The organism is Streptomyces sp. NPDC053432 (genome assembly GCF_055585365.1).
Genome location: NZ_JBVJKF010000002.1, coordinates 197,717 through 215,597 on the forward strand (window position 1 = coordinate 197,717; position 17,881 = coordinate 215,597).

Here is a 17,881-nt window from a genome sequence, read left to right on the forward strand (position 1 = left end):
CTTGGGACACGGTTCGGCGGGCCGCACGGGGGCAGGCGCCGGACATGACGTTCACGCACCCGGCCAAGAAGGGCGACCACGGGCGGCTGGGCCGCTTCGAGAAGCTGGCGGAACTCGCCTCGAACTTCACGAGTTCCGCCCTCTTCTCGTCCCTGTGCCTCCTGCTGGTCGCGGCGTTCGCCACCGTGCACCTCTTCCACCTGCCGATGGAGTGGCAGCACCTCGCCGGTGACGCCATGGGCGCGGTGTCGCTGCTGCTGCTGGCCCTGCTGAAGAACTCCGAGCGACGGGCCGAGCACGCGATCCAGCGCAAGCTCGACGCGATCGCCAACGCCCTCCTGGAGCAGCAGGAAGGCGCCTGGAGCTCGGCCCACCGGGAGCTGGAGGAAGCCATCGGCATCGAGGACCCGGACTAGGACCCGGACCAGGACCAGGACCAGGAGGAGAGTCGTATGGAGTGGACGACAGAGCCCGAACCGCAGGGCCCCGCGCCCGTGCCCGAGAGCCCGGACCCGGTTCCGCGCGACCCCGGCCCCCCGGACCCCGGCGAGCGCCCGCCCGAGCCCCCGGGGCCACCGTCCGGACCGCCACCCGGCGAGCAGCCGGCCGTGCCGGAGCCGCCCGACTGACATGTGGAGCACCCCATGAGCGAGCAAGGACCGGACAGGGACGAAGAGCCCCGCCGGACAGCGAACGAGGACGCGGCGGGCCGTCCCGGCGACACCGGTACGGAGGACGCCGGAGCCGCGGGCCACACCGCCAAGCGGCAGCGGACCGGGACGGGGCGGGAGGAACAGACCCGCCCGTATCCGGAGGACGCCTGAGCCATTCGGCGGGGGGTGCGGTGTGGCGGCGGGCGGGGTGCGGGAACAGATCCCGCCGTCCCACCACTCGCCGGCCGATCCGTGCCCCCGTCGAAAGGTCGCCCCATGCATTTCACGCTTCGTAAGGACCTCGGGCTGCTCGGCCTGCGCCTCGCGGCAGGCGGCGTACTGATGGCGCACGGCACGCAGAAGCTCTTCGGCTGGTTCGGCGGGGGCGGCATCGACGGCACCGCCCAGGCGATGGAGCACATGGGTTTCGTCCCCGGTCGGCAGAGCGCCATCGCGGCGGGGCTCGGTGAGGCGGGCGGCGGCGCCCTCCTCGCGCTGGGCCTCGCCACCCCGGCGGCGGGCGCAGCGGCGGCCGGCGCCATGGCGGGTGCCGTCTCCTTCCACGCGCCCGCGGGCTTCTTCGCGCAGGGCGGCGGCTTCGAGTACCCGGCCTTCCTCGGCTCGGTGGCCGCCTGCCTGGGGGTCACCGGGCCGGGCCGGCTCTCGCTCGACCACGCGAGCGGGCACAGGCTCGACCGTCCGGCGGTCATCGTGGCGGCGTTCGCACTCAGCGCGGCGGCCGCGACCGTCGTGGTGAAACGGCGCATCGCCGCGATGGAAGCCACGGCCGCGACGGAAGAAGCCGGCGAAGCCGGCGAAGGCCCCTGACCCCTGAACCGCGCCGCGCCACCACGCGCCGCGCTCACGCGGCCCCGCAGCACACGGTCCCGGTCCCGGCGGCATCTGGCCGGGGCACGGCTCCGTCGCTCGCGCCCCGTACCCGGTGTCTGCCCGCACCGGGCCCGCTCACACCTCCGCCGCGCCCGCCGGTCCGGCGCCGCCCGCGCCCGCGGCCGCCGGGTACGGTGGCGGAATGGAGCAGCGGATCAGCCTCGTCACTCTGGGGGTCACGGACCTCGCCCGCGCCAAGGGTTTCTACGCGGCCCTCGGATGGCGCGGCACCGAGGTCGAGGAGACGGTCTTCCACCAGGCGGGCGGTCTGGCCCTGGTCCTCTGGGACCGCGGGAAACTGGCCGCGGACTGCGGGCTGGCGGACGCCCCGGCACCCGCCGGCTTCGGCGGCATCGCCCTCGCGCACAACGTGCGCACGGACGCCGAGGTCGACGCCCTCCTCGACGCCGCCGCGCAGGCCGGCGGCACCGTGACCCGGCCCGCCGCCGTCAACGCGATCGGCTTCTACTCGGGCGTCTTCACCGACCCCGACGGCCACGCCTGGGAGATCGCCCACAACCCCGGCTTCACCCTGGCCGAGGACGGCTCCCTGGTGCTGCCCGATTTCACGGCGGACGCCTGACTCCGCCCCCGGACATCGGCGGCCCTGCGGCGGGGCGCCAAAATCGCGTGCCCCGCGGCGAGTTCGCTCACTACACTCGCCTCACGCGCTGCCGACAGGGCACCGCGCCGTCTCATGCCGAGTGAAGAGGAAGGGGAGCCGAGCCATGTGCGCCGACCGCACCGCCGCGTTCGCTCCCCGGTCCCGGTACGACGTGATCCCGGTGTCTCGGAGCGTGCGGTGCCGGCCGCGCGGCCGTCACCGTATGCCCGTGACGCACAGCTGAGTCCTGAGTTCCGCTCGGCTCGTTCCAGCTCAGTCCGAGTTCGCCCCGCCCGTAGCCCGCCCGGCCCGCCCGGCCGCGCGGACGGGCCCGCGACCGCGTGCGGGAATCGCGCTGCCCTCTTCCTCGTCATCCGAAAGGCCTCGGGCCATGCGCAGCACCCTTCTCACCGCCGTCCGCAATCTGGGCATCCTCGCTCACGTCGACGCCGGCAAGACCACGATCACCGAACGCATCCTGTACGCGACCGGCGCCGTCCACAAACGCGGAGAGGTCCACGACGGCACGACCGTCACCGACTTCGACGCCCAGGAACGAGACCGCGGCATCACCATCTTCGCCGCGGCGGTCAGCTGCTCCTGGGGCGGTCACCGCGTCAACCTCATCGACACCCCGGGCCACGTCGACTTCGCCGACGAGGTCGAGCGTTCCCTGCGCGTGCTGGACGGGGCGGTCGCGGTCTTCGACGGCGTCGCCGGCGTGGAGCCGCAGAGCGAGTCGGTGTGGCGGCAGGCCGACCGGTACGGAGTGCCGCGGATCGCGTTCGTCAACAAGCTGGACCGTGCGGGCGCCGATCTCGACAAGGCCGTCGGCTCCATCCGGGAGCGGCTCGGCACGGTGCCGCTGGTGGTCCAGCTGCCCGTGGGGAGCGAGGACTCCTTCGCCGGTGTCGTCGACCTGCTGGCGATGCGCGCGCTGATCTGGAGCGCCGGCTCCGACGCCTACGAGGCCGGTCCCGTCCCCGCGTCGCTGCGGGAGGAGGCCCTGCGGCGGCGCCGGCTCCTGGAGGAATCCGTGGCCGAACTGCACGCGCAGGCCCTGGAGGAGTTCTGCGCGACGTCGGCGCTGACGGAGCGGACCCTGGTCCGCGCCCTGCGGGAGCTGACGCTGAGCGGGGACGCCGTGGTCGTCCTGTGCGGGTCGGCCTACCGCAACCGGGGGATCGAGCCGCTGCTGGACGCCGTTCTGGCGTACCTGCCCTCGCCGGCGGACATGCCGCCGGTCCGCGGGACGGGCCCGGGCGGCGCGGAGCTGGAGCGCGCCCCCGACCCGGCGGAGCCGTTCGCGGCCCTCGCCTTCAAGGTGACGGCCACGGCAACGGGCCGGCTCACCTACGTACGGGTCTACGCGGGCACGCTGCGCAGGGGCGAGTCCGTACTGGATCCGGCGACGGGCCGCACCGAGCGGGTCGGCCGGATCCTGCGGGTGCAGGCCGACCGGCACGAGGAACGGGAGGAGGCGCGTGCGGGTGACATCGTCGCGGTGATCGGGCTGAAGGCCGCCCGGGCGGGCACGACCCTGTGCGCGCCGGGGGCGCCGCTGGTCCTGGAACCGCCGTCGGTGGCGGAGCCGGTGGTGTCGGTGGCGGTCGAGGCCCGGCGCAGCACCGACACCGGGCGGCTGGCCTCGGCGCTGGCGCGGCTGGTCGAGGAGGACCCCTCGCTGGTGGTGCGGTCGGACCCGGAATCGGGTCAGACGGTGCTGTCGGGCATGGGTGAACTCCATCTGGAGGTGGCGGTGGAGAAGGTCCGCCGCGCCCACCGGGTGGAGATCGCGGTCGGCCGGCCGCAGGTCTCCTACCGGGAGACCGTCGTGCGCGGGGTGACCGGCCTGGTCCACCGGCACGTCAAACAGGACGGTGGCGCGGGGCAGTTCGCGCACGTCGTCCTGGACGTCGAGCCCTTGGAGGAGGCCGTGTTCGAGTTCCGGTCGACGGTCGTCGGCGGGCGGGTGCCGCAGGAGTACGCGCGCGCCGTGGAGGCCGGCTGCCGGGACGCCCTCGCCGAGGGGCCGCTCGGCGGGTACCCGGTGACGGGCCTGCGGGTCACCCTCACGGACGGGGCGACGCACTCCAAGGACTCCTCGGAGCCGGCGTTCCGCGCGGCGGGCCGGTTCGGGCTGCGCGAGGCGCTGCGCGCGTGCGGCATGGAGCTACTGGAGCCGGTCGTGGAGGTGACGGTGAGCGTCCCCGAGGACGCCGTGGGCGGTGTCCTGGGCGACCTCGCGGCCCGCCGGGGCCGGGTCTCGGCGTCCACCGCGGGGGCCGGGGCCGCCGTGGTCACCGCGGCCGTGCCGCTGGCCGAGCTCTTCGGGTACGCGTCCCGGCTGCGCGGCCGGACCCGGGGCCGGGGCACGTTCACCACCCGCCCGGCGGGTCTGGCACCGGTTCCGTCCTCGGTCGCCGGTGCCCTGCCGGCCCGGTAGCCGCCCGTCCACCCGCCCGTCCCGCTCCCCGGGACGGGCGGGTGGGGAGGGGGCCCGGGCACTAGGCTGCGCAGCCCGGGATCTTCGTACGACAGGCAAGGTGAACATGTTCGAGCCGGCGCAGGACAATCCGTACCCCGACACCCACGTCCTCGGCGAGGGGCCCGAGCCGCACCCGCTGCTGTCGCCCGTCCTGCCCCTGATCGGGCGCTGGCACGGCCGCGGGGAGGGCCAGTACCCGACCCTGGAGCAGGACTTCCGGTACGAGCAGGAGATCAGCTTCAGCCACGACGGCCGGCCCTTCCTGCGCTACGAGGCGCGGGCCTGGCTGATCGACGGGGACGGGACGCCCGTGCGCCCGGCGGGGCGGGAGGCGGGGTGGTGGCGGGTGACGCCCGACGCGGCCCTGGAGGTCGTGCTCGCGCACCCGACCGGCATCGTCGAGACGTACGTGGGGCGGGTCTCGGGCTCGGAGATCGAGATCGAGACGAAGGATGTGGCGCTGACCCCGCTGGCCAAGGAGGTCACCGGCACGCGGCGCCACTACGCCCTGGGCGAGGCCGGGATGACGGTCACCCATGACATGGCGGCGGTGGGCCAGCCCCTGCAGCACCACCTCACCACCCGGCTGCGCCGGATGCCCGGCTGAGATCACCCGGCTGCCCGGCCCGGTCTGCCGGGCGCCGGTCCCCGGCTCTTCCATAGTCGTCGCAGGCCGTACGGAAGGTGGCGGGACGATGGTGGACACGGGACGACGGGCCGCGCTGGCGGCGCTGTCGCTGGCGGCCGCGGGACTGATGCCCTGTGCGGTCGCGTCCGCTGCCCGGGCGGCGGGGCGGACGGAGTCGCGCTCCGGACCGCGGCCGCCGGAGGAGCTGATGGGCGGTGAGATCCGCCGGATCCCCACGTCCCGCAAGGTGGTGGCGCTGACCTTCAACGCCGCCTGGGACGGGAGCGGGATCGACGCGGTCCTCGGTGAGCTGCGCCGCCGCGAGCTGTCCGCGACGTTCTTCCCGACCGGGCGGTTCGCCGAGGAGCACCCCGCCGCGGTCCGTGCCATGGGCGCCGCGCACGGGCTGGGCAACCATTCGCACAGCCACCCGTACTTCGACGACCTGAGCACCGCCGAGCGGGCGCGGGAGGTGCGCCGCGCCGACGCGGCGATCCGCGCGGCCTCCGGGGCGGAGCCGCTGCCCTTCTTCCGGTTCCCGTACAGCGCCACCTCGGAGGAGTCCGTCGCCGACGTCAACGGCCTCGGGTACGCGGCGATCGAGTTCACCGCCGACACCAACGGCTACCTCGGGCCCGCGGGCGGCATGAGCGTGGACGCGGCCGTGGGGCGGGCCGTGGACGCGCTCGCTCCCGGCGCGATCCTCCAGATGCACGTGGGCAGCACGGGCGACGGGGTCGTCATCGACGCGCAGGCCCTCCCCCGGATCGTCGACGCGGTCCAGGAGGAGGGTTACGAGGTCATCGACCTGCGCGGGCTGCTGCTCGGCCCGCCGGCGGCTCACTGAGTTCGCCGCGTCCGCGCACCGGACGGTCCGCCTCTGGGACCCGGACACGGCCGCGCAGTTCGCCGTCGTCGGGATCGGCGGCGACTGGGTCAACGGCCTGGACTGGCACCCGGACGGCTCGCGGCTGGTGACCGCCTCGCGCGACCGCACGCTGCGGATCTGGGACGTGTCCGGAACCGACCCGGGGACCTTGCTGCGCCGCACCCGCTCGCGCCTCCTGCACCGGCTCTCGGCCGAGGAACGGCGCGCGTTCCTCCTGCCGCCCGAGGGGTGAGCCGGGGCGCCGCGGCCTACTCCTGGCCGTGGGCCGCCCAGCGGGCGAAGGCGAAGCCGGCCCCGTCCCGGCGCACTTCCACGGCTCCCGTCCCGCCGAAGTGGGCGGGGACGACCAGTTCCCGCTCGTCGGCTGCGCGGGCGAGGACCCGGCGGCGGCTGGCCTCGGCCTGGCGCGCGTCCATGCAGAAGCAGCTGTTGCGGGCGGGCCCCAGGATCTGCACCGGGCTGTGCAGGAGGTCGCCCACGAAGACGGCCCGGTCGGCGCCGGAGGCGAGGCGCAGTACGGCGGAGCCGGGGGTGTGGCCGGGCGCGGATTCCAGGGTGAGGTTCTCGTCGATGCGGTGGGCCCCGTCCCACAGCAGGGACTGCCCGGCCCGGTGCACGGGCGCGATGCTGTCCTCGTACAGGAGCCGGTCGTCCTCCCGCAGGCCCTTCGCGTACCCGTTGGCGGGGCCGAAGTGGAAGTCGTCGGCGGCCGGGACGAGGTACTGGGCGTTGGGGAAAGCCGGCGCCCACTCCCCCTGTACGCCGACCGTGTTCCAGCCGACGTGGTCGGCGTGGACGTGGGTGTTGACGACGACGTCCACGTCCTCGGGGCGGACGCCGGCCCGGGCCAGCTGCCCCAGGAAGTCGCCCTGCCAGTGGTGGAACCGGGGGGAGCCGGGCCGTTCCCGCCCATTGCCCACGCCGGTGTCGACCAGGACGGTCCGCCCGGCGCTGCGCAGCACCCAGGTCTGCAGTGCCATGACCGCGGTGTCGGACTCCGGCTCCCAGTGGTCCGGCGCCAGCTGGTCCTCGTGGTCCTTCCACACCTCGGCCGGGGCGTCCGGTACGAGGTCCCGGGCCGGGACGAAGGGGCCCTGCCACTCCACCACCCGGATGACCTCGACGTCTCCCAGCATCATGCGCTGTGCGTTCTCATCGCTCATGTCTCCGACCTTAGGAAGCGGTCGGTGAGTCTCTCAATGTCCGTTCTGCTCCTCTGGATACGCGTACGTCTCACACCCGTTCCGTACGCTGGTCCGATGGATGTGGTGAGCGACGCGATCTCGACGGTACGCACGGGGCAGGCCTCCTCCAACCGGGTGCGGGTGGGAGGCAGTTGGTGCGCGCGGTTGGCTCCGTACGACGGTGCGGGGTTCCATGTGGTCCTGGAGGGGAGCTGCTGGCTGCTGCCCGACGGCGGTTCCCCGGTCCCGCTCGGCGCGGGGGACGCGGTGCTGCTGCCGCACGGGACGGGGCACGTGATCGCCGACTCCCCGGCCGACGCCGCGACGGTGGAGCGGGCGGTGCCGTTCGAACGGTGGACGGCCGGGAGGGAACCGGGCGCGGCGCGGGGCGGCACCGCCGGGGAGGTCGAGCTGCTGTGCGGCAAGTACCGGCTCGACCACAGCCGCGTGCACCCGCTCCTGGCGGAGCTGCCGCCGGTCGTACACCTGGCGAACCGGGTCGGCGTCCGGCCCGAACTGCGCGCCGCCATCGACCTGCTGGGCCGGGAGCTGGACGGACAGCGGCCCGGTGCCTCGCTGGCGGTCCCCGGCCTGCTGGACCTGCTCCTGGTGTACATGATCCGTTCATGGGTGGCCGAGGGCACGGCCGGTGCGTGGCCGGCCGTACTGGGCGACCCGGTGACGGCGGCCGCCCTGCGGGCCCTGCACGCAGAGCCGTCCGCGCCGTGGAGCAACGACCGGCTCGCGGCGGAGGCGGGCGTCTCCCGCGCCACCCTGGCCCGCCGGTTCACGAGGCTGGTCGGCCGCCCTCCGATGGCGTACCTCGCCTGGTGGCGCCTGACCCTCGCCGCCGCCATGCTCCGCGACACCCCGGACCCGCTGGCGGCCATCGCCCGCCGGGTCGGCTACGGCACTCCGTACGCCCTGTCGCACGCCTTCAGCCGCGAGTTCGGCACGACCCCGGGGCGCTACCGGGCCGCCGCGGTCTGACGGGGGCGGCGCGGGCGTGACCGGACTGCGGGGTTCCTCACGGGTCGTGACCGAGGGAATTCGACAGGTAGTAATTGGATGAATCCCTGACTGAATTCCCGTCAACAAGCAAAGTCGCCATATCTCGATTCGATAACAAATCCTCCCGGAAGGCCTGGACCAATCGAGTGCGACGCGCGTAACTGCCCCTTTTTTATTAGCAGTTGACTGTTCGTCAAATGTGAGCGACAGGTAACAGAACGATTTCTTGAGCCACTCTCACCTTTGTCCGAATTCTCCGGCGCATTCGTCTGGCAGGCTTCCGCGCACCCAGTCATCCGACCAACGACTTGAGGTGCCCATGACAGGACGACGCAGACGACGCGAACACCGCCGCAAACCCCGGCGGTTGATACTCCTCACCGCCGCCATGGCCTCGGCGGCGGTGATCACCGCGGGGATCGCCTACTCCGGCCTCGGTGACGGCGCCGAGGCCGGGGAGGCCTCGGGGGCCGTGGCCGAGACGGCCGTGATGGCCGCCGAGCCCGCCCGGGACCAGGAGCCGGCGCCGCTGTCGGCAGCTCCGGCCAACGAGACGGCGCGCGGCATGGTGTACGACGGCCTCCAGGCCGCCCCCAAGGGCGACCGGTGCGTGGGCGTGTACCGCACCCAGGGCGGCCTGTGCACCCACGGCCCCGACGCTCCGCCCAAGGACGTCGACATCACGAAGGACATCGCGCCCGCCGTCAAGGAGACGGCCGCCGCCGCGGATCCGGCCCACCCCGCCGTGGACGACCCGTCCACCACGGAAGGCGGCGGGCGTCCTCAGGACGCGCCCGCGGCCGCCGACGCCGGCTCCGCCAAGACCAAGGCCGACGCGCCCGCCGCCACTTCGGGCGGCGGCCAGACCGTGGCGGCCGGGCCCGCGGGCCAGACGGTCCAGTGCGACGGCGACGGCAGCACCGGCAACCGCGTCCAGGTCGTGTACGTGCACGGTCCCGGCCGCGACCGGTACGCCCAGTACGCCGCCTCGTTCCGCAAGTGGGCGGCCGACGCCGACCTCATCTACGCGAACAGCGCCCAGGAGACCGGCGGAGTACGCCACATCCGCTACGTGACGGCCGCCGACTGCACCCCGACCGTGCTGAACATCGAACTGCCGGACTCGGCGCTGTCCGAGTTCAGCGCGACGAACTCCGCTCTCGCCGGCAAGGGCCTCGACCGCCGCGACCGCAAGTACATGATCTTCGCGGACACCCAGGTCTACTGCGGCATCGGCACGTTCAACGGCGACGAGCGGCCCGGCCAGAACAACCAGAGCAACTTCGGCCCGTCCTACGGGCGTACGGACTCCGGCTGCTGGGGCGGTCACACCGCCGCGCACGAACTCGGCCACAACCTGGGCGCGGTCAACAACAGCGCGCCGAACACCAGCCGGGGTGCGCACTGCACCGACGAGTACGACGTCATGTGCTACTCGGACACCCCGTACTACCCGCAGATGCGCAACATCTGCACCAACCAGGCCGCGGAGAACATCCTCGACTGCAACCACGACGACTACTTCCACACCAGCCCCAAGGCCGGCAGCTACCTGGCCACGCACTGGAACATCGCCGACAACCAGTTCCTGATGCGCGCCAACGGCGGCGGCGGAGGCGGCGGAGGCGGCGGCACCGACCCCACGCCCACGCCGACGCCGACCACCAAGCCGACGGCGAGCCCGACGAAGCCGCCCACCGGCGGCCCGGCGGTGACGGCGGGCCAGATCCGGTCCGACTCCGTCGTCGTGAGCTGGCCGAAGGTCGAGGGCGCCGCCTGGTACCAGGTCCTGCTGAACGGCAAGCACCTGACGTGGGTGCAGTCGCAGTCGCTGCGCATCTACAACCTCCGCCCCGACACCTCGTACAAGGTCGCCGTCTCCGTCCGTGACGCGTCGGGCCGCGACAGCGGGCCGGGCAAGGCCACCTCCTTCCGTACGACGTCGGGCACCGGCGGCGGCGGTTCGACCACGACCGCCGGTACCAAGTACACGCTCGGCAACGGCAGCACGGGCATGGCGGCGGAGCTGTGGGGCGGCCGCACCGCCGACGGCACGGTCCTCGTCGGCGGCCGCGCCAACGGCTACGCGCAGCAGCAGTGGTACTTCGACGACGCCGGCAACGGACAGGTCCGCATCAAGTCCGCGGCCTCCGGCAAGTGCCTCCAGCCGGGCGGCACCCCCGCCGCGGGCATGTGGATCGCGCAGCAGCCGTGCGGCTCCAACGCCGCACAGAACTGGAAGGTCTCCTCGAAGGCGGGCGCGGTGACGGTCACGGACCCGAGCGGCGGCTTCGCCCTCACCGTGAGCAGCCGCCCGTACTACGGGAACTGGCTGCTGGACCTCCAGCGCGCGGACGGCCGCGCGACGCAGGTCTGGACCCTGCAGAAGGCCGGCTGACGGCCCGACCGGCCGATGCCGTGATTCCACCCGGCGGACGGCCGCCCCGCGCGGCGGCCGTCCGCCGGACCCCTCTTTCCCGAGCGGAGACGCGACGATGCGCACCAAGATCGCTTTCCCGGCCGTACGGGCCACCGTGACGGCCGTTCTCGCCGTACTCGGCCTCCTGTTCCTGACTCCCGTCGCGGCCCACGCCCACGGGGACACCGTGAAAGTGGTGGTGACCGGTCAACGGGAGGGCCGGGTGACCGCCGACATCACCTGGGAGAACGACGGGGACGCCATCGAGGAGAACGTCGCCGCCACCGTGAACGCGACGAGCCCGGACGGCTCGCGGACCCTCGGGCCCTGGCGCCTGGTGCGCGCAGCCGGCACCTCGCGGGCCGCGTGGACCACGGCCGAGGCCCTGCCCCCGGGTTCCTGGAAGGTCACGATCGACGTGGGCTTCCCGTCCCTCGGGCACGGGGAACTCGACGTCGCCGTACCGGTGGTGGACCCGGCTCCGGCCACCGGCGCGCCCTCCCCCTCGGTGACGGCCCCGCCGCAGCCCTCGGCTCCGGCCCCCTCGGCCGCGCCCGTGACCGCCTCGACCCCCGCCGGCGCACCGGCCACCGCCGGAGCGACCGGACCGGCCGGGGACGACTCCGGTTCCGGCCTCTGGTGGACGACCGCGGGCGTGGCGGTCCTCGCCCTCGCCGGGGCGGCCACCGGGGTCCTGATCCGGCGCCGGCGCCGGCTCCGCCTCAGGTGACGTCGGGGTACGGCCCCTGGTAGCGGTACGCGCCGGATTCGACGCGGTAGAGGTACGACACCCGCGTGCCTTCCAGGTCGTGGGTGTCGGCGTTGAAGGCCAGCGGCTTGGCCAGGCCCTGGTACGTCTGCCGGGGGAAGCGGCGGGCCAGGCCCGCCCGGTCCCTGGCCTCCTCCGGGAGTCCCGTCAGACAGGCCGCCAGCAGACCCACGCCGTCGTACGCCTCGACGGCCCAGCGGGCGGGCGCCTCCCCGTACGCGGACCGGTGGGCGGCGACGAACCCGGCGGCGGCCGGCACGGCCGTCGCGTCGGTGAAGAAGGCGCCGATCTCCCAGCCCTCGGCCGCGGGCCCGGCAGCGCTCAGGAACTCCGGCTCCATGATGGGCTGGAGGCCGGCCCGGGGGCCCTGGAACCCGGCGTCGGCCAGGGCGCGGGCCAGGAGCGCCGCGCGCTGCGGTGAGGTCCCCGCGTACACCACGCCTTCCGCTCCGGCGGTGGTCAGGTCGCGTACGGCGCCCGCGAAGTCGGAGCCGCCCTGGGGAATCCGGTGGAGGCTCACCGAGCCGCCGGCCGGGGGGCTCTGCTGGAGCACGCGGGAGATCCGCCAGCCCTCGTCCCCTCCGGTCGCGTCCTCGACGACCGCGGTCCGGCGCGAGGGCCGTACGTCGGTCAGGTAGTGGATCACCGGGTTGGCCACGTAGTCCCAGGCGGGACGGGTCGGGCAGAGGGTACGCCACCTGCGGAACTGGGCCTCGTCCAGGCCGTTGACCGACACCAGCAACAGGGTGAGACCGGCCGTGGTGCACTCGGTGGCGAGGTCGGGCACGGCGGCCTCCCAGGTGGGCCCGGCGAGCGCGAGCACCGCGGGGTCGGCGGCCAGTTCCCTGACCGACCGAGCGGCGCGGGCCCGGTCCCCGCCGTCGTCGGCGACGCGCAGGGCCAGCCGGAACACGGCGTCCTCGCGGGCGTTGTGCCGGTCGACGGCCAGCCGCATGCCGCGCTCGTGGGCCTGGCCGGTGGCCTTGCCCGGACCCGTCAGGTCGGCCTGGAGGCCGAGGGTGAGCACGGGCAGGTCCCGGCCGGCCGGGGGCGTGCTGCCGCCGCTCCGCCCCCGCGTGCTGAACCAGGCGACCGGTGCGCCGACCACGAGCAGGGCTCCGCCCGCCGCGAGCAGCCGCCTGCGGGTGAGGTTCACCGGGCTCCCGGTCCCCGCCTCCGGGGAGTCGATCCGGGTGGGCTCGGGGACCGGTAGGTCCAGGGCCCGGGTGGAGCGTTCGGCGATGAGCCGGGGCAGCGGGGCCGGCAGCCAGTCCCCGTCGCCCTCCTCCCCCGGACGGCCCCCGGCGAGAAGGCCGGTGAGTTCCGCGAGGGTCGGCCGGGCCTCCGGCTCCTTCGCCAGGCAGGCACGTACGGCCTCCAGCAACTCGCCCGGCAGGTCGGCCAGTTCGGGCTCGTCGTGCACGGTGCGGAAGACCACCGCCGCCGCGTGCCCGCCTCCGAAGGGACCGCGTGCGGTCGCCGCGTACGCCAGGACGCAGCCGAGGGAGAAGACGTCGCCGGCCGGGCCGGGCACCGGGCCGCCCGCACGGGCCAGCTCCGGCGCCAGGTAGCCGGGGGTGCCGACGACGGCGTCGGCGGCCGTCAGGGTGGTCGCGCCGGCGGCCCGCGCGATCCCGAAGTCGATCAGACGGGGGCCGTCCGGGGCCAGCAGCACGTTGCCCGGTTTCACGTCGCGGTGGACGAGCCCGGCCGCGTGCACCTCCGCCAGGGCCTCGGCGAGCCGCGCCCCGAGGATCCGTACGCTCCGGGCGGGCAGCGGACCGTACCCGGACACGGCCTCCGACAGGGACGGCCCGGGCACGAACGGGGTGGCCAGCCAGGGCTCCCGGGCCTCCGGGTCGGCCGCGATCACGGCGACCACCCAGCGCCCGGTCAGCCCCGCCGCGGCCTCGGCCTCACGGCGGAACCGGGCGCGGAAGGCGGGGTCGGCGCCATGGTCGGCCCGGATCACCTTGACCGCGACGAGGGTCCCGGCGGGAGAACGGCCCAGGTAGACCGTGCCCATGCCGCCCGAGCCGAGGCGGCCCAGCAGACGGTTCCCGCCGATCGCGGCCGGATCGGCGGGCAGCAGGGGACGCATCGGCGGCTACGCCGGCGGGGCCTGGCCGGCCGGGCCGGTGTAGCGGATCCGCCCGCCCTCCACCCGGTGGGCCCAGTACGTGTTGCCCGTCACCTGCCGGTACTCGTCGAAGGCGTACTCCTTCGTCAGGCCGCGGAAGGTCCCCTTGCCGAGGGCGGTCAGCAGATCGGCGCGGGCGGGCCGGGCGCCGCCGGCCGCCGCCGTGACGAGCCGGTCGATGACCAGCCGGGCCGCGTCGTAGGCCTCGGCCGTCCAGGCTTCGGGCGCCGTGCCGTAGGCCGCCCGGTGCGCGCGGACGACGTCGGCGACCGCGGGGGCCTCCGGCCCCGTGTAGGGGGCGAGCAGCTGCCAGCCCTCGGCCGCCGGGCCGGCGGTGGTCAGGAACTCGGGACCGGCGAGGGTGTAGTCGACCGCCCGGGGCCCCTTGAAGCCGGCGGCGGCGAGCAGGCCGGCCACCTTGGCCGCGCCCGCCGGGGTGCCGGAGTAGAAGAAGGAGTCGATCCCGTGGGCCAGCATGTCGGCCACGACCGGCGACAGGTCCCCGGCGCCGCGCGGCACGACCCGTCCGTACGAGGTGGCCTGCGGGGAGACGATGGCGAGGGTGCGGTTGCCCTGCAGGACCGCCTGCCAGCCCTCGACGTCGCCCGCCCGGTCGCAGAGCGCTCCGAGGCGGCGCGCTCCCTGGCCGCCGATGAGCTGGAGGTTGACGGCGGAGCCCTGGCCGAGGGAGAGGGCGCTGGTCTGGAAGAAGCTGCGCCGGTCCGTGACGCCGAAGGAGGTCGCCAGGGCGGAGACGGTGAGCAGGGGCAGCGCGGCCTCGCCGTACAGCTCCAGGCAGGGGGTGACCGTGGCGTTGCCGGTCGGGCCGATGACGGCGAGCACGTCGCGGTCGGCGATGAGACCGGCGGCGGCGCCCGCGGAGCGGTCCGCCCGGCCGGCGTCGTCGGCGGTGGCCACGGTGAGCGTGAAGGGCTTGTCCTCACGGGAGTTGAAGGCGTCGACGGCGAGCCGTACCCCGCGTTCCTGGGCCTGCCCGAGGGCCTTCTGCGGGCCGGAGAGGTCGGCCTGCACACCGATCACCCACTTCCGGGCTGCGGGCGGCGCCGCCTTCCTCTCCTTTCCGTCGTCGCGCAGCGCCAGCCAGGCGGTGAGGCCGCCGCCTGCGCCGAGCACGGTGCCCGCCGCGGCGAGGCCGAGGAAACGCCTGCGCGAGGGGGCGGGCTCCGTGACGGGCGCGGGGGCCGCCTCCGGGTCGGCGGCGGTCTCGTCGATGCCGGGCAGGGCCAGCAGGGCTGCGGCGCGCTCCGCGATGGTGGCGACGACCGGGTCGGGCAGCCAGGCGGTGCCCTCCCCCGGGGTGTCCTCGGTCAGCGCCTCGTCGAGTTCGGCGGCGGTGGGGCGGATGTCGGGGTGCTTGGCGAGGCAGGTGCGCAGCAGCGCGGTCAGTTCGGGGTCGGCGAGGACCTCCGGGCCGAACTCGGGCTCGTCGTGGACCGTGCGGTAGAGCACCGCCTCGACGGTGCCGGTGCCGAAGGGCAGGCGTCCGGTGGCGGCGTACGCGAGGAGGCAGCCCAGCGCGAAGACGTCGCCGGCCGGTTCGGCGGGGCGGCCCTCGGCCTGCTCGGGCGGAATGAAGCCGGGGGTACCGAGGACGGCGTCCGCCGAGGTCAGGGCCGTGTGTTCGCCGCCGCGCGCGATCCCGAAGTCGATGAGCCGGGGCCGGTCCATGCCGAGCAGCACGTTGCCGGGTTTGACGTCGCGGTGCACCAGGCCCTGCCGGTGCATCACCCCGAGGGCCTTGGCCATGGCCTTGCCGAGGACCCGTACGGCGCGCAGCGGGAGCGGCCCGTGAGCGGCGACGGCCTCGGCCAGGGAGGGCCCGGCGACGAACGCGGTGGCCAGCCAGGGTTCGTGGGCGTCCGGGTCGGCGCCGGTGATCCGGACGGCCCAGGGGCTGTCGACCTCGGCGGCGATCTCCGCCTCGCGGCGGAAGCGGGCCCGGAAGTCGGCCTCGTCGGCGTACTCGGCGCGGATCACCTTCACGGCGGCGAGCGCGCCGTCGTCGGTGCGGCCGAGGTAGACGACGCCCATGCCGCCGGCGCCGAGCCTGCCGAGGAGGCGGTAGTCCGCGATCCGGGAGGGGTCCGAAGGGTGCAGCCGTTCCATCAGCCCGCCGCCTTTCCGAGCTGCTGCTTGGCCTGGAGCATCATGCGGGCGGTGCCCTGGACGACGAGCGCGCTCAACGCCTCCTGGGTGAAGCCCGCCGCGCCCTTGCCGGCCACGGCGATGGTGACCGGTCCGAACTGCCCCTGGGACCAGAGGTAGGGGTGGGGGCCGCCGTCCGCCTCGCTGACGTACTGGCCGGATTCGGTGAAGGCGTCCTCGGTCCAGCCGTTGAGCTGCTCCCCCTCGTAGAGGGAGGCTCCCCACAGGCCTTTGAGCTCCTCGCCCTCGCGCAGCCGCTGGTCGGGGCAGCGCAGCACCTCCTCCATGGCGTGGGCGGTCTCCCAGCCGGAGTCCTGGCGGTCGCGGTGCACGGTGACGGTCACGTTGATCTGCACGCGTCCGTGGCCTTCCGCGGCCGGCAGCTGGAAGTAGCGGGTGCTGGTGGCCAGCACGTCCTCGGGCAGGCGCGAGGTCTGCCAGACGCAGGCCTCGTCGAGGACGGGCCAGCGGTGCGGATCGCTCTCGAACGGGGTCCTGCGGGCCATCTCGGGGCCGAACGCCTCCTGGCCGACGACGATGCGGCCGATCAGGGCGCGGGCTTCGGCGGCCGTCCGGGGCTGCTTGGACTCGTCCAGCTCCGGGACGAGAGGGGCGGCCGGCTTCGTGGGCGCGGGTGCGGCGCTCGCGTCCGGACTGCCGCTCGCCGGGGCGGCCGTCGCCGCCGTCGGGGTGCGGCCCCCCGCGCCGCTCTTCGCCGCGCCCCCGGTCGAGCAGCCCGCCAGTACCAACAGGCCCGCCGCCGCGCACCCGCAGGCGCGCAGCGCGGAGCCGCCTCTGTGAGTCATGCGTCCCCCCTCGGCAGCGATCGTACCCACCGACCGCTTTGGATCAACTGCCTTACGTCAAAAGGATCTTGGGGTGGGACAATGGCGCTCATGCGCATTCGAGCAGCACGCCGGGACGAACTGACGGTCCTCCAGGACATCGAGAGGGCCGCCGGACTGTGCTTCCGGGACATCGGCATGCCGGAGATCGCCGACGACGAACCGCTGCCCCTGGAGGAACTGGCCGGATACGTGGCGGCCGGCCTGGCCTGGGTCGCCGTCGACTTCGGCGGCGACGACGAGGGCGCGCCGCCGGTCGCGTACCTCATCGCCGACCGCGTGGACGGCGCCCTGCACGTCGAGCAGGTGTCGGTCCACCCCGGCCACGCGCGCCGCGCCATCGGCAGGGCCCTGCTGGAGCACCTCGCGGACCACGCCCTGCTGGAGCGGGTGCCCGCCCTGACGCTCACCACCTTCACCGAAGTCCCCTGGAACGCCCCCTACTACGAACGCTGCGGCTTCCGGCGCCTGGACGAGGGCGCGCTCACCCCGGGGCTGCGGGAGATCCGGGCGCGGGAGGCGGAGCACGGCCTGGACCGGTGGCCGAGGGTCTGCATGCGCCGCGCGCTGTAGCCGTTGCCTCGCCCCGGTCAGCGGCGGGGCCTGCGGGCGAGGGCGGCGGTGACGGCGACCGGGTGTTCCCAGCTCGTGGTCTCGACCCGGGAGAACACCGACTTCGCGAGTACGTCGGTGACGTCGTCGAGGCCGTCCGGGGAGGTGATCACGGCGACGCCGCCCCGCGGGGCGAGCACGGTGTCGAGGTCGGCCACAAGCCGTTCGCCGTCCATGCGGTGGAAGGCGCCGCCGATGACGCACAGGTCGATGCGCGGCAGGCAGAGGCGGGTGACCGCGGAGGCGTCCCCCCGCAGCCAGGTCACGTTGGGGCAGCCCCGCTCCTCGGCGAGCCGGCTCCCCTCGGCGAGCACCGCCGGGTCGGGATGGACGGCGTACACGTGGTCGGCCCGCGCGGTCAACGACAGGGCGAGCAGGCCGGGTCCGGGGCCGGCGCCGCTCGCGCCCAGTTCGAGTACGGTCTGCGCGCCGTCGAGCGCGAACCGGTCCTCGATCAGGGTGTGGAGCTGCGCCGGGTACGGCGTCCCGTGGCGGGCGGGGTGCGAGGCGGCGGACGCGAAGGGCGTGGTCATGGGGCCTCCTTGGCCGGGTTGCTCCGCCGATCGTGGAGCAGTTCCCGAC

The 17,881-nt window shown here is 74.7% G+C and carries 17 protein-coding genes; 12 read left to right on the forward strand and 5 right to left on the reverse strand.

Annotated elements, in window-relative coordinates; translation table 11 throughout:
* Window positions 1-44 precede the first annotated feature (44 nt).
* From ACZ6Y1_RS03980 to ACZ6Y1_RS04015, 8 genes are all read left to right on the forward strand, one after another.
* Window positions 45-416: a low affinity iron permease family protein gene (locus tag ACZ6Y1_RS03980; RefSeq protein WP_469622370.1), complete on the forward strand. Its 372-nt coding sequence runs from the start codon at window positions 45-47 to the stop codon at window positions 414-416.
* Between the two features lie 228 nt (window positions 417-644).
* Complete coding sequence (locus ACZ6Y1_RS03985; protein ID WP_469622373.1) at window positions 645-824, forward strand: hypothetical protein; 180 nt, start codon at window positions 645-647, stop codon at window positions 822-824.
* A gap of 105 nt (window positions 825-929) precedes the next feature.
* The gene (locus tag ACZ6Y1_RS03990; protein ID WP_469622376.1) at window positions 930-1,481 is read left to right on the forward strand and encodes a DoxX family protein; all 552 of its coding nucleotides are present in this window, start codon (window positions 930-932) and stop codon (window positions 1,479-1,481) included.
* A gap of 205 nt (window positions 1,482-1,686) precedes the next feature.
* Entirely contained in the window at window positions 1,687-2,127 is a 441-nt protein-coding gene (locus ACZ6Y1_RS03995; protein WP_469622379.1) for a VOC family protein, read from the forward strand.
* 412 nt (window positions 2,128-2,539) lie between these two features.
* Window positions 2,540-4,594 (forward strand): elongation factor G, encoded by a 2,055-nt coding sequence (gene fusA, locus ACZ6Y1_RS04000; RefSeq protein WP_469622382.1) that lies wholly within the window; start codon window positions 2,540-2,542, stop codon window positions 4,592-4,594.
* 106 nt (window positions 4,595-4,700) lie between these two features.
* On the forward strand, window positions 4,701-5,243 hold the full coding sequence (locus ACZ6Y1_RS04005; RefSeq protein WP_469623661.1) for a heme-binding beta-barrel domain-containing protein: 543 nt from the start codon (window positions 4,701-4,703) through the stop codon (window positions 5,241-5,243).
* A gap of 88 nt (window positions 5,244-5,331) precedes the next feature.
* Entirely contained in the window at window positions 5,332-6,111 is a 780-nt protein-coding gene (locus ACZ6Y1_RS04010) for a polysaccharide deacetylase family protein (RefSeq protein ID WP_469622385.1), read from the forward strand.
* A 73-nt stretch (window positions 6,112-6,184) separates the two neighbouring features.
* Entirely contained in the window at window positions 6,185-6,385 is a 201-nt protein-coding gene (locus ACZ6Y1_RS04015) for a WD40 repeat domain-containing protein (RefSeq protein ID WP_469623664.1), read from the forward strand.
* A 16-nt stretch (window positions 6,386-6,401) separates the two neighbouring features.
* Here ACZ6Y1_RS04015 and ACZ6Y1_RS04020 read toward each other — a convergent pair whose 3' ends face one another.
* Complete coding sequence (locus ACZ6Y1_RS04020) at window positions 6,402-7,316, reverse strand: MBL fold metallo-hydrolase (RefSeq protein ID WP_469622390.1); 915 nt, start codon at window positions 7,314-7,316, stop codon at window positions 6,402-6,404.
* A 96-nt stretch (window positions 7,317-7,412) separates the two neighbouring features.
* Here ACZ6Y1_RS04020 and ACZ6Y1_RS04025 point away from each other — a divergent pair, with 96 nt between their 5' ends.
* The 3 genes from ACZ6Y1_RS04025 (at window position 7,413) to ACZ6Y1_RS04035 (ending at window position 11,497) form a co-directional block, all read left to right on the forward strand.
* Window positions 7,413-8,327 carry an AraC family transcriptional regulator gene (locus ACZ6Y1_RS04025; RefSeq protein ID WP_469622392.1) on the forward strand — a complete coding sequence of 305 codons (915 nt, stop codon included), beginning with the start codon at window positions 7,413-7,415 and terminating at the stop codon, window positions 8,325-8,327.
* 388 nt (window positions 8,328-8,715) lie between these two features.
* Complete coding sequence (locus ACZ6Y1_RS04030) at window positions 8,716-10,746, forward strand: RICIN domain-containing protein (protein ID WP_469622397.1); 2,031 nt, start codon at window positions 8,716-8,718, stop codon at window positions 10,744-10,746.
* A 97-nt stretch (window positions 10,747-10,843) separates the two neighbouring features.
* Window positions 10,844-11,497 (forward strand): hypothetical protein, encoded by a 654-nt coding sequence (locus ACZ6Y1_RS04035; RefSeq protein ID WP_469622399.1) that lies wholly within the window; start codon window positions 10,844-10,846, stop codon window positions 11,495-11,497.
* Here the strand turns inward: ACZ6Y1_RS04035 and ACZ6Y1_RS04040 are convergent.
* The 3 genes from ACZ6Y1_RS04040 to ACZ6Y1_RS04050 are packed head-to-tail and all read right to left on the reverse strand — an operon-like array spanning window position 11,490 to window position 16,648.
* Complete coding sequence (locus tag ACZ6Y1_RS04040; protein WP_469622401.1) at window positions 11,490-13,637, reverse strand: bifunctional serine/threonine-protein kinase/ABC transporter substrate-binding protein; 2,148 nt, start codon at window positions 13,635-13,637, stop codon at window positions 11,490-11,492. The two genes, ACZ6Y1_RS04035 and ACZ6Y1_RS04040, sit on opposite strands and share 8 nt — an antisense overlap.
* Before the next feature lie 6 nt (window positions 13,638-13,643).
* Window positions 13,644-15,803 (reverse strand): bifunctional serine/threonine-protein kinase/ABC transporter substrate-binding protein, encoded by a 2,160-nt coding sequence (locus ACZ6Y1_RS04045; protein ID WP_469622407.1) that lies wholly within the window; start codon window positions 15,801-15,803, stop codon window positions 13,644-13,646.
* Complete coding sequence (locus tag ACZ6Y1_RS04050) at window positions 15,803-16,648, reverse strand: hypothetical protein (RefSeq protein ID WP_469622409.1); 846 nt, start codon at window positions 16,646-16,648, stop codon at window positions 15,803-15,805. The genes ACZ6Y1_RS04045 and ACZ6Y1_RS04050 overlap by 1 nt, the downstream gene beginning before the upstream one ends.
* Before the next feature lie 90 nt (window positions 16,649-16,738).
* Between ACZ6Y1_RS04050 and ACZ6Y1_RS04055 the strand changes: the two genes are divergently transcribed.
* Window positions 16,739-17,260 carry a GNAT family N-acetyltransferase gene (locus ACZ6Y1_RS04055; protein WP_469622413.1) on the forward strand — a complete coding sequence of 174 codons (522 nt, stop codon included), beginning with the start codon at window positions 16,739-16,741 and terminating at the stop codon, window positions 17,258-17,260.
* Window positions 17,261-17,277: 17 nt separating this feature from the next.
* On the opposite strand, the gene ACZ6Y1_RS04060 is transcribed toward ACZ6Y1_RS04055, so the two are convergent.
* A complete protein-coding gene (locus ACZ6Y1_RS04060; RefSeq protein ID WP_469622416.1) occupies window positions 17,278-17,832 on the reverse strand; it encodes a methyltransferase domain-containing protein in 555 nt (184 codons plus the stop codon).
* Window positions 17,833-17,881: the final 49 nt, after the last annotated feature.

Bases quoted from the DNA above. Each gene is read 5' to 3' on its own strand.
- ACZ6Y1_RS03990 (WP_469622376.1), top strand. From the start codon at position 930: ATGCATTTCACGCTTCGTAAGGACCTCGGGCTGCTCGGCCTGCGCCTC.
- ACZ6Y1_RS04040 (WP_469622401.1), bottom strand. From the start codon at position 13,637: ATGCGTCCCCTGCTGCCCGCCGATCCGGCCGCGATCGGCGGGAACCGT.
- ACZ6Y1_RS03985 (WP_469622373.1), top strand. From the start codon at position 645: ATGAGCGAGCAAGGACCGGACAGGGACGAAGAGCCCCGCCGGACAGCG.
- ACZ6Y1_RS04045 (WP_469622407.1), bottom strand. From the start codon at position 15,803: ATGGAACGGCTGCACCCTTCGGACCCCTCCCGGATCGCGGACTACCGC.
- ACZ6Y1_RS04055 (WP_469622413.1), top strand. From the start codon at position 16,739: ATGCGCATTCGAGCAGCACGCCGGGACGAACTGACGGTCCTCCAGGAC.
- ACZ6Y1_RS03980 (WP_469622370.1), top strand. From the start codon at position 45: ATGACGTTCACGCACCCGGCCAAGAAGGGCGACCACGGGCGGCTGGGC.
- ACZ6Y1_RS04050 (WP_469622409.1), bottom strand. From the start codon at position 16,648: ATGACTCACAGAGGCGGCTCCGCGCTGCGCGCCTGCGGGTGCGCGGCG.
- ACZ6Y1_RS04035 (WP_469622399.1), top strand. From the start codon at position 10,844: ATGCGCACCAAGATCGCTTTCCCGGCCGTACGGGCCACCGTGACGGCC.
- fusA (WP_469622382.1), top strand. From the start codon at position 2,540: ATGCGCAGCACCCTTCTCACCGCCGTCCGCAATCTGGGCATCCTCGCT.
- ACZ6Y1_RS04060 (WP_469622416.1), bottom strand. From the start codon at position 17,832: ATGACCACGCCCTTCGCGTCCGCCGCCTCGCACCCCGCCCGCCACGGG.
- ACZ6Y1_RS04010 (WP_469622385.1), top strand. From the start codon at position 5,332: ATGGTGGACACGGGACGACGGGCCGCGCTGGCGGCGCTGTCGCTGGCG.
- ACZ6Y1_RS03995 (WP_469622379.1), top strand. From the start codon at position 1,687: ATGGAGCAGCGGATCAGCCTCGTCACTCTGGGGGTCACGGACCTCGCC.
- ACZ6Y1_RS04025 (WP_469622392.1), top strand. From the start codon at position 7,413: ATGGATGTGGTGAGCGACGCGATCTCGACGGTACGCACGGGGCAGGCC.
- ACZ6Y1_RS04005 (WP_469623661.1), top strand. From the start codon at position 4,701: ATGTTCGAGCCGGCGCAGGACAATCCGTACCCCGACACCCACGTCCTC.
- ACZ6Y1_RS04020 (WP_469622390.1), bottom strand. From the start codon at position 7,316: ATGAGCGATGAGAACGCACAGCGCATGATGCTGGGAGACGTCGAGGTC.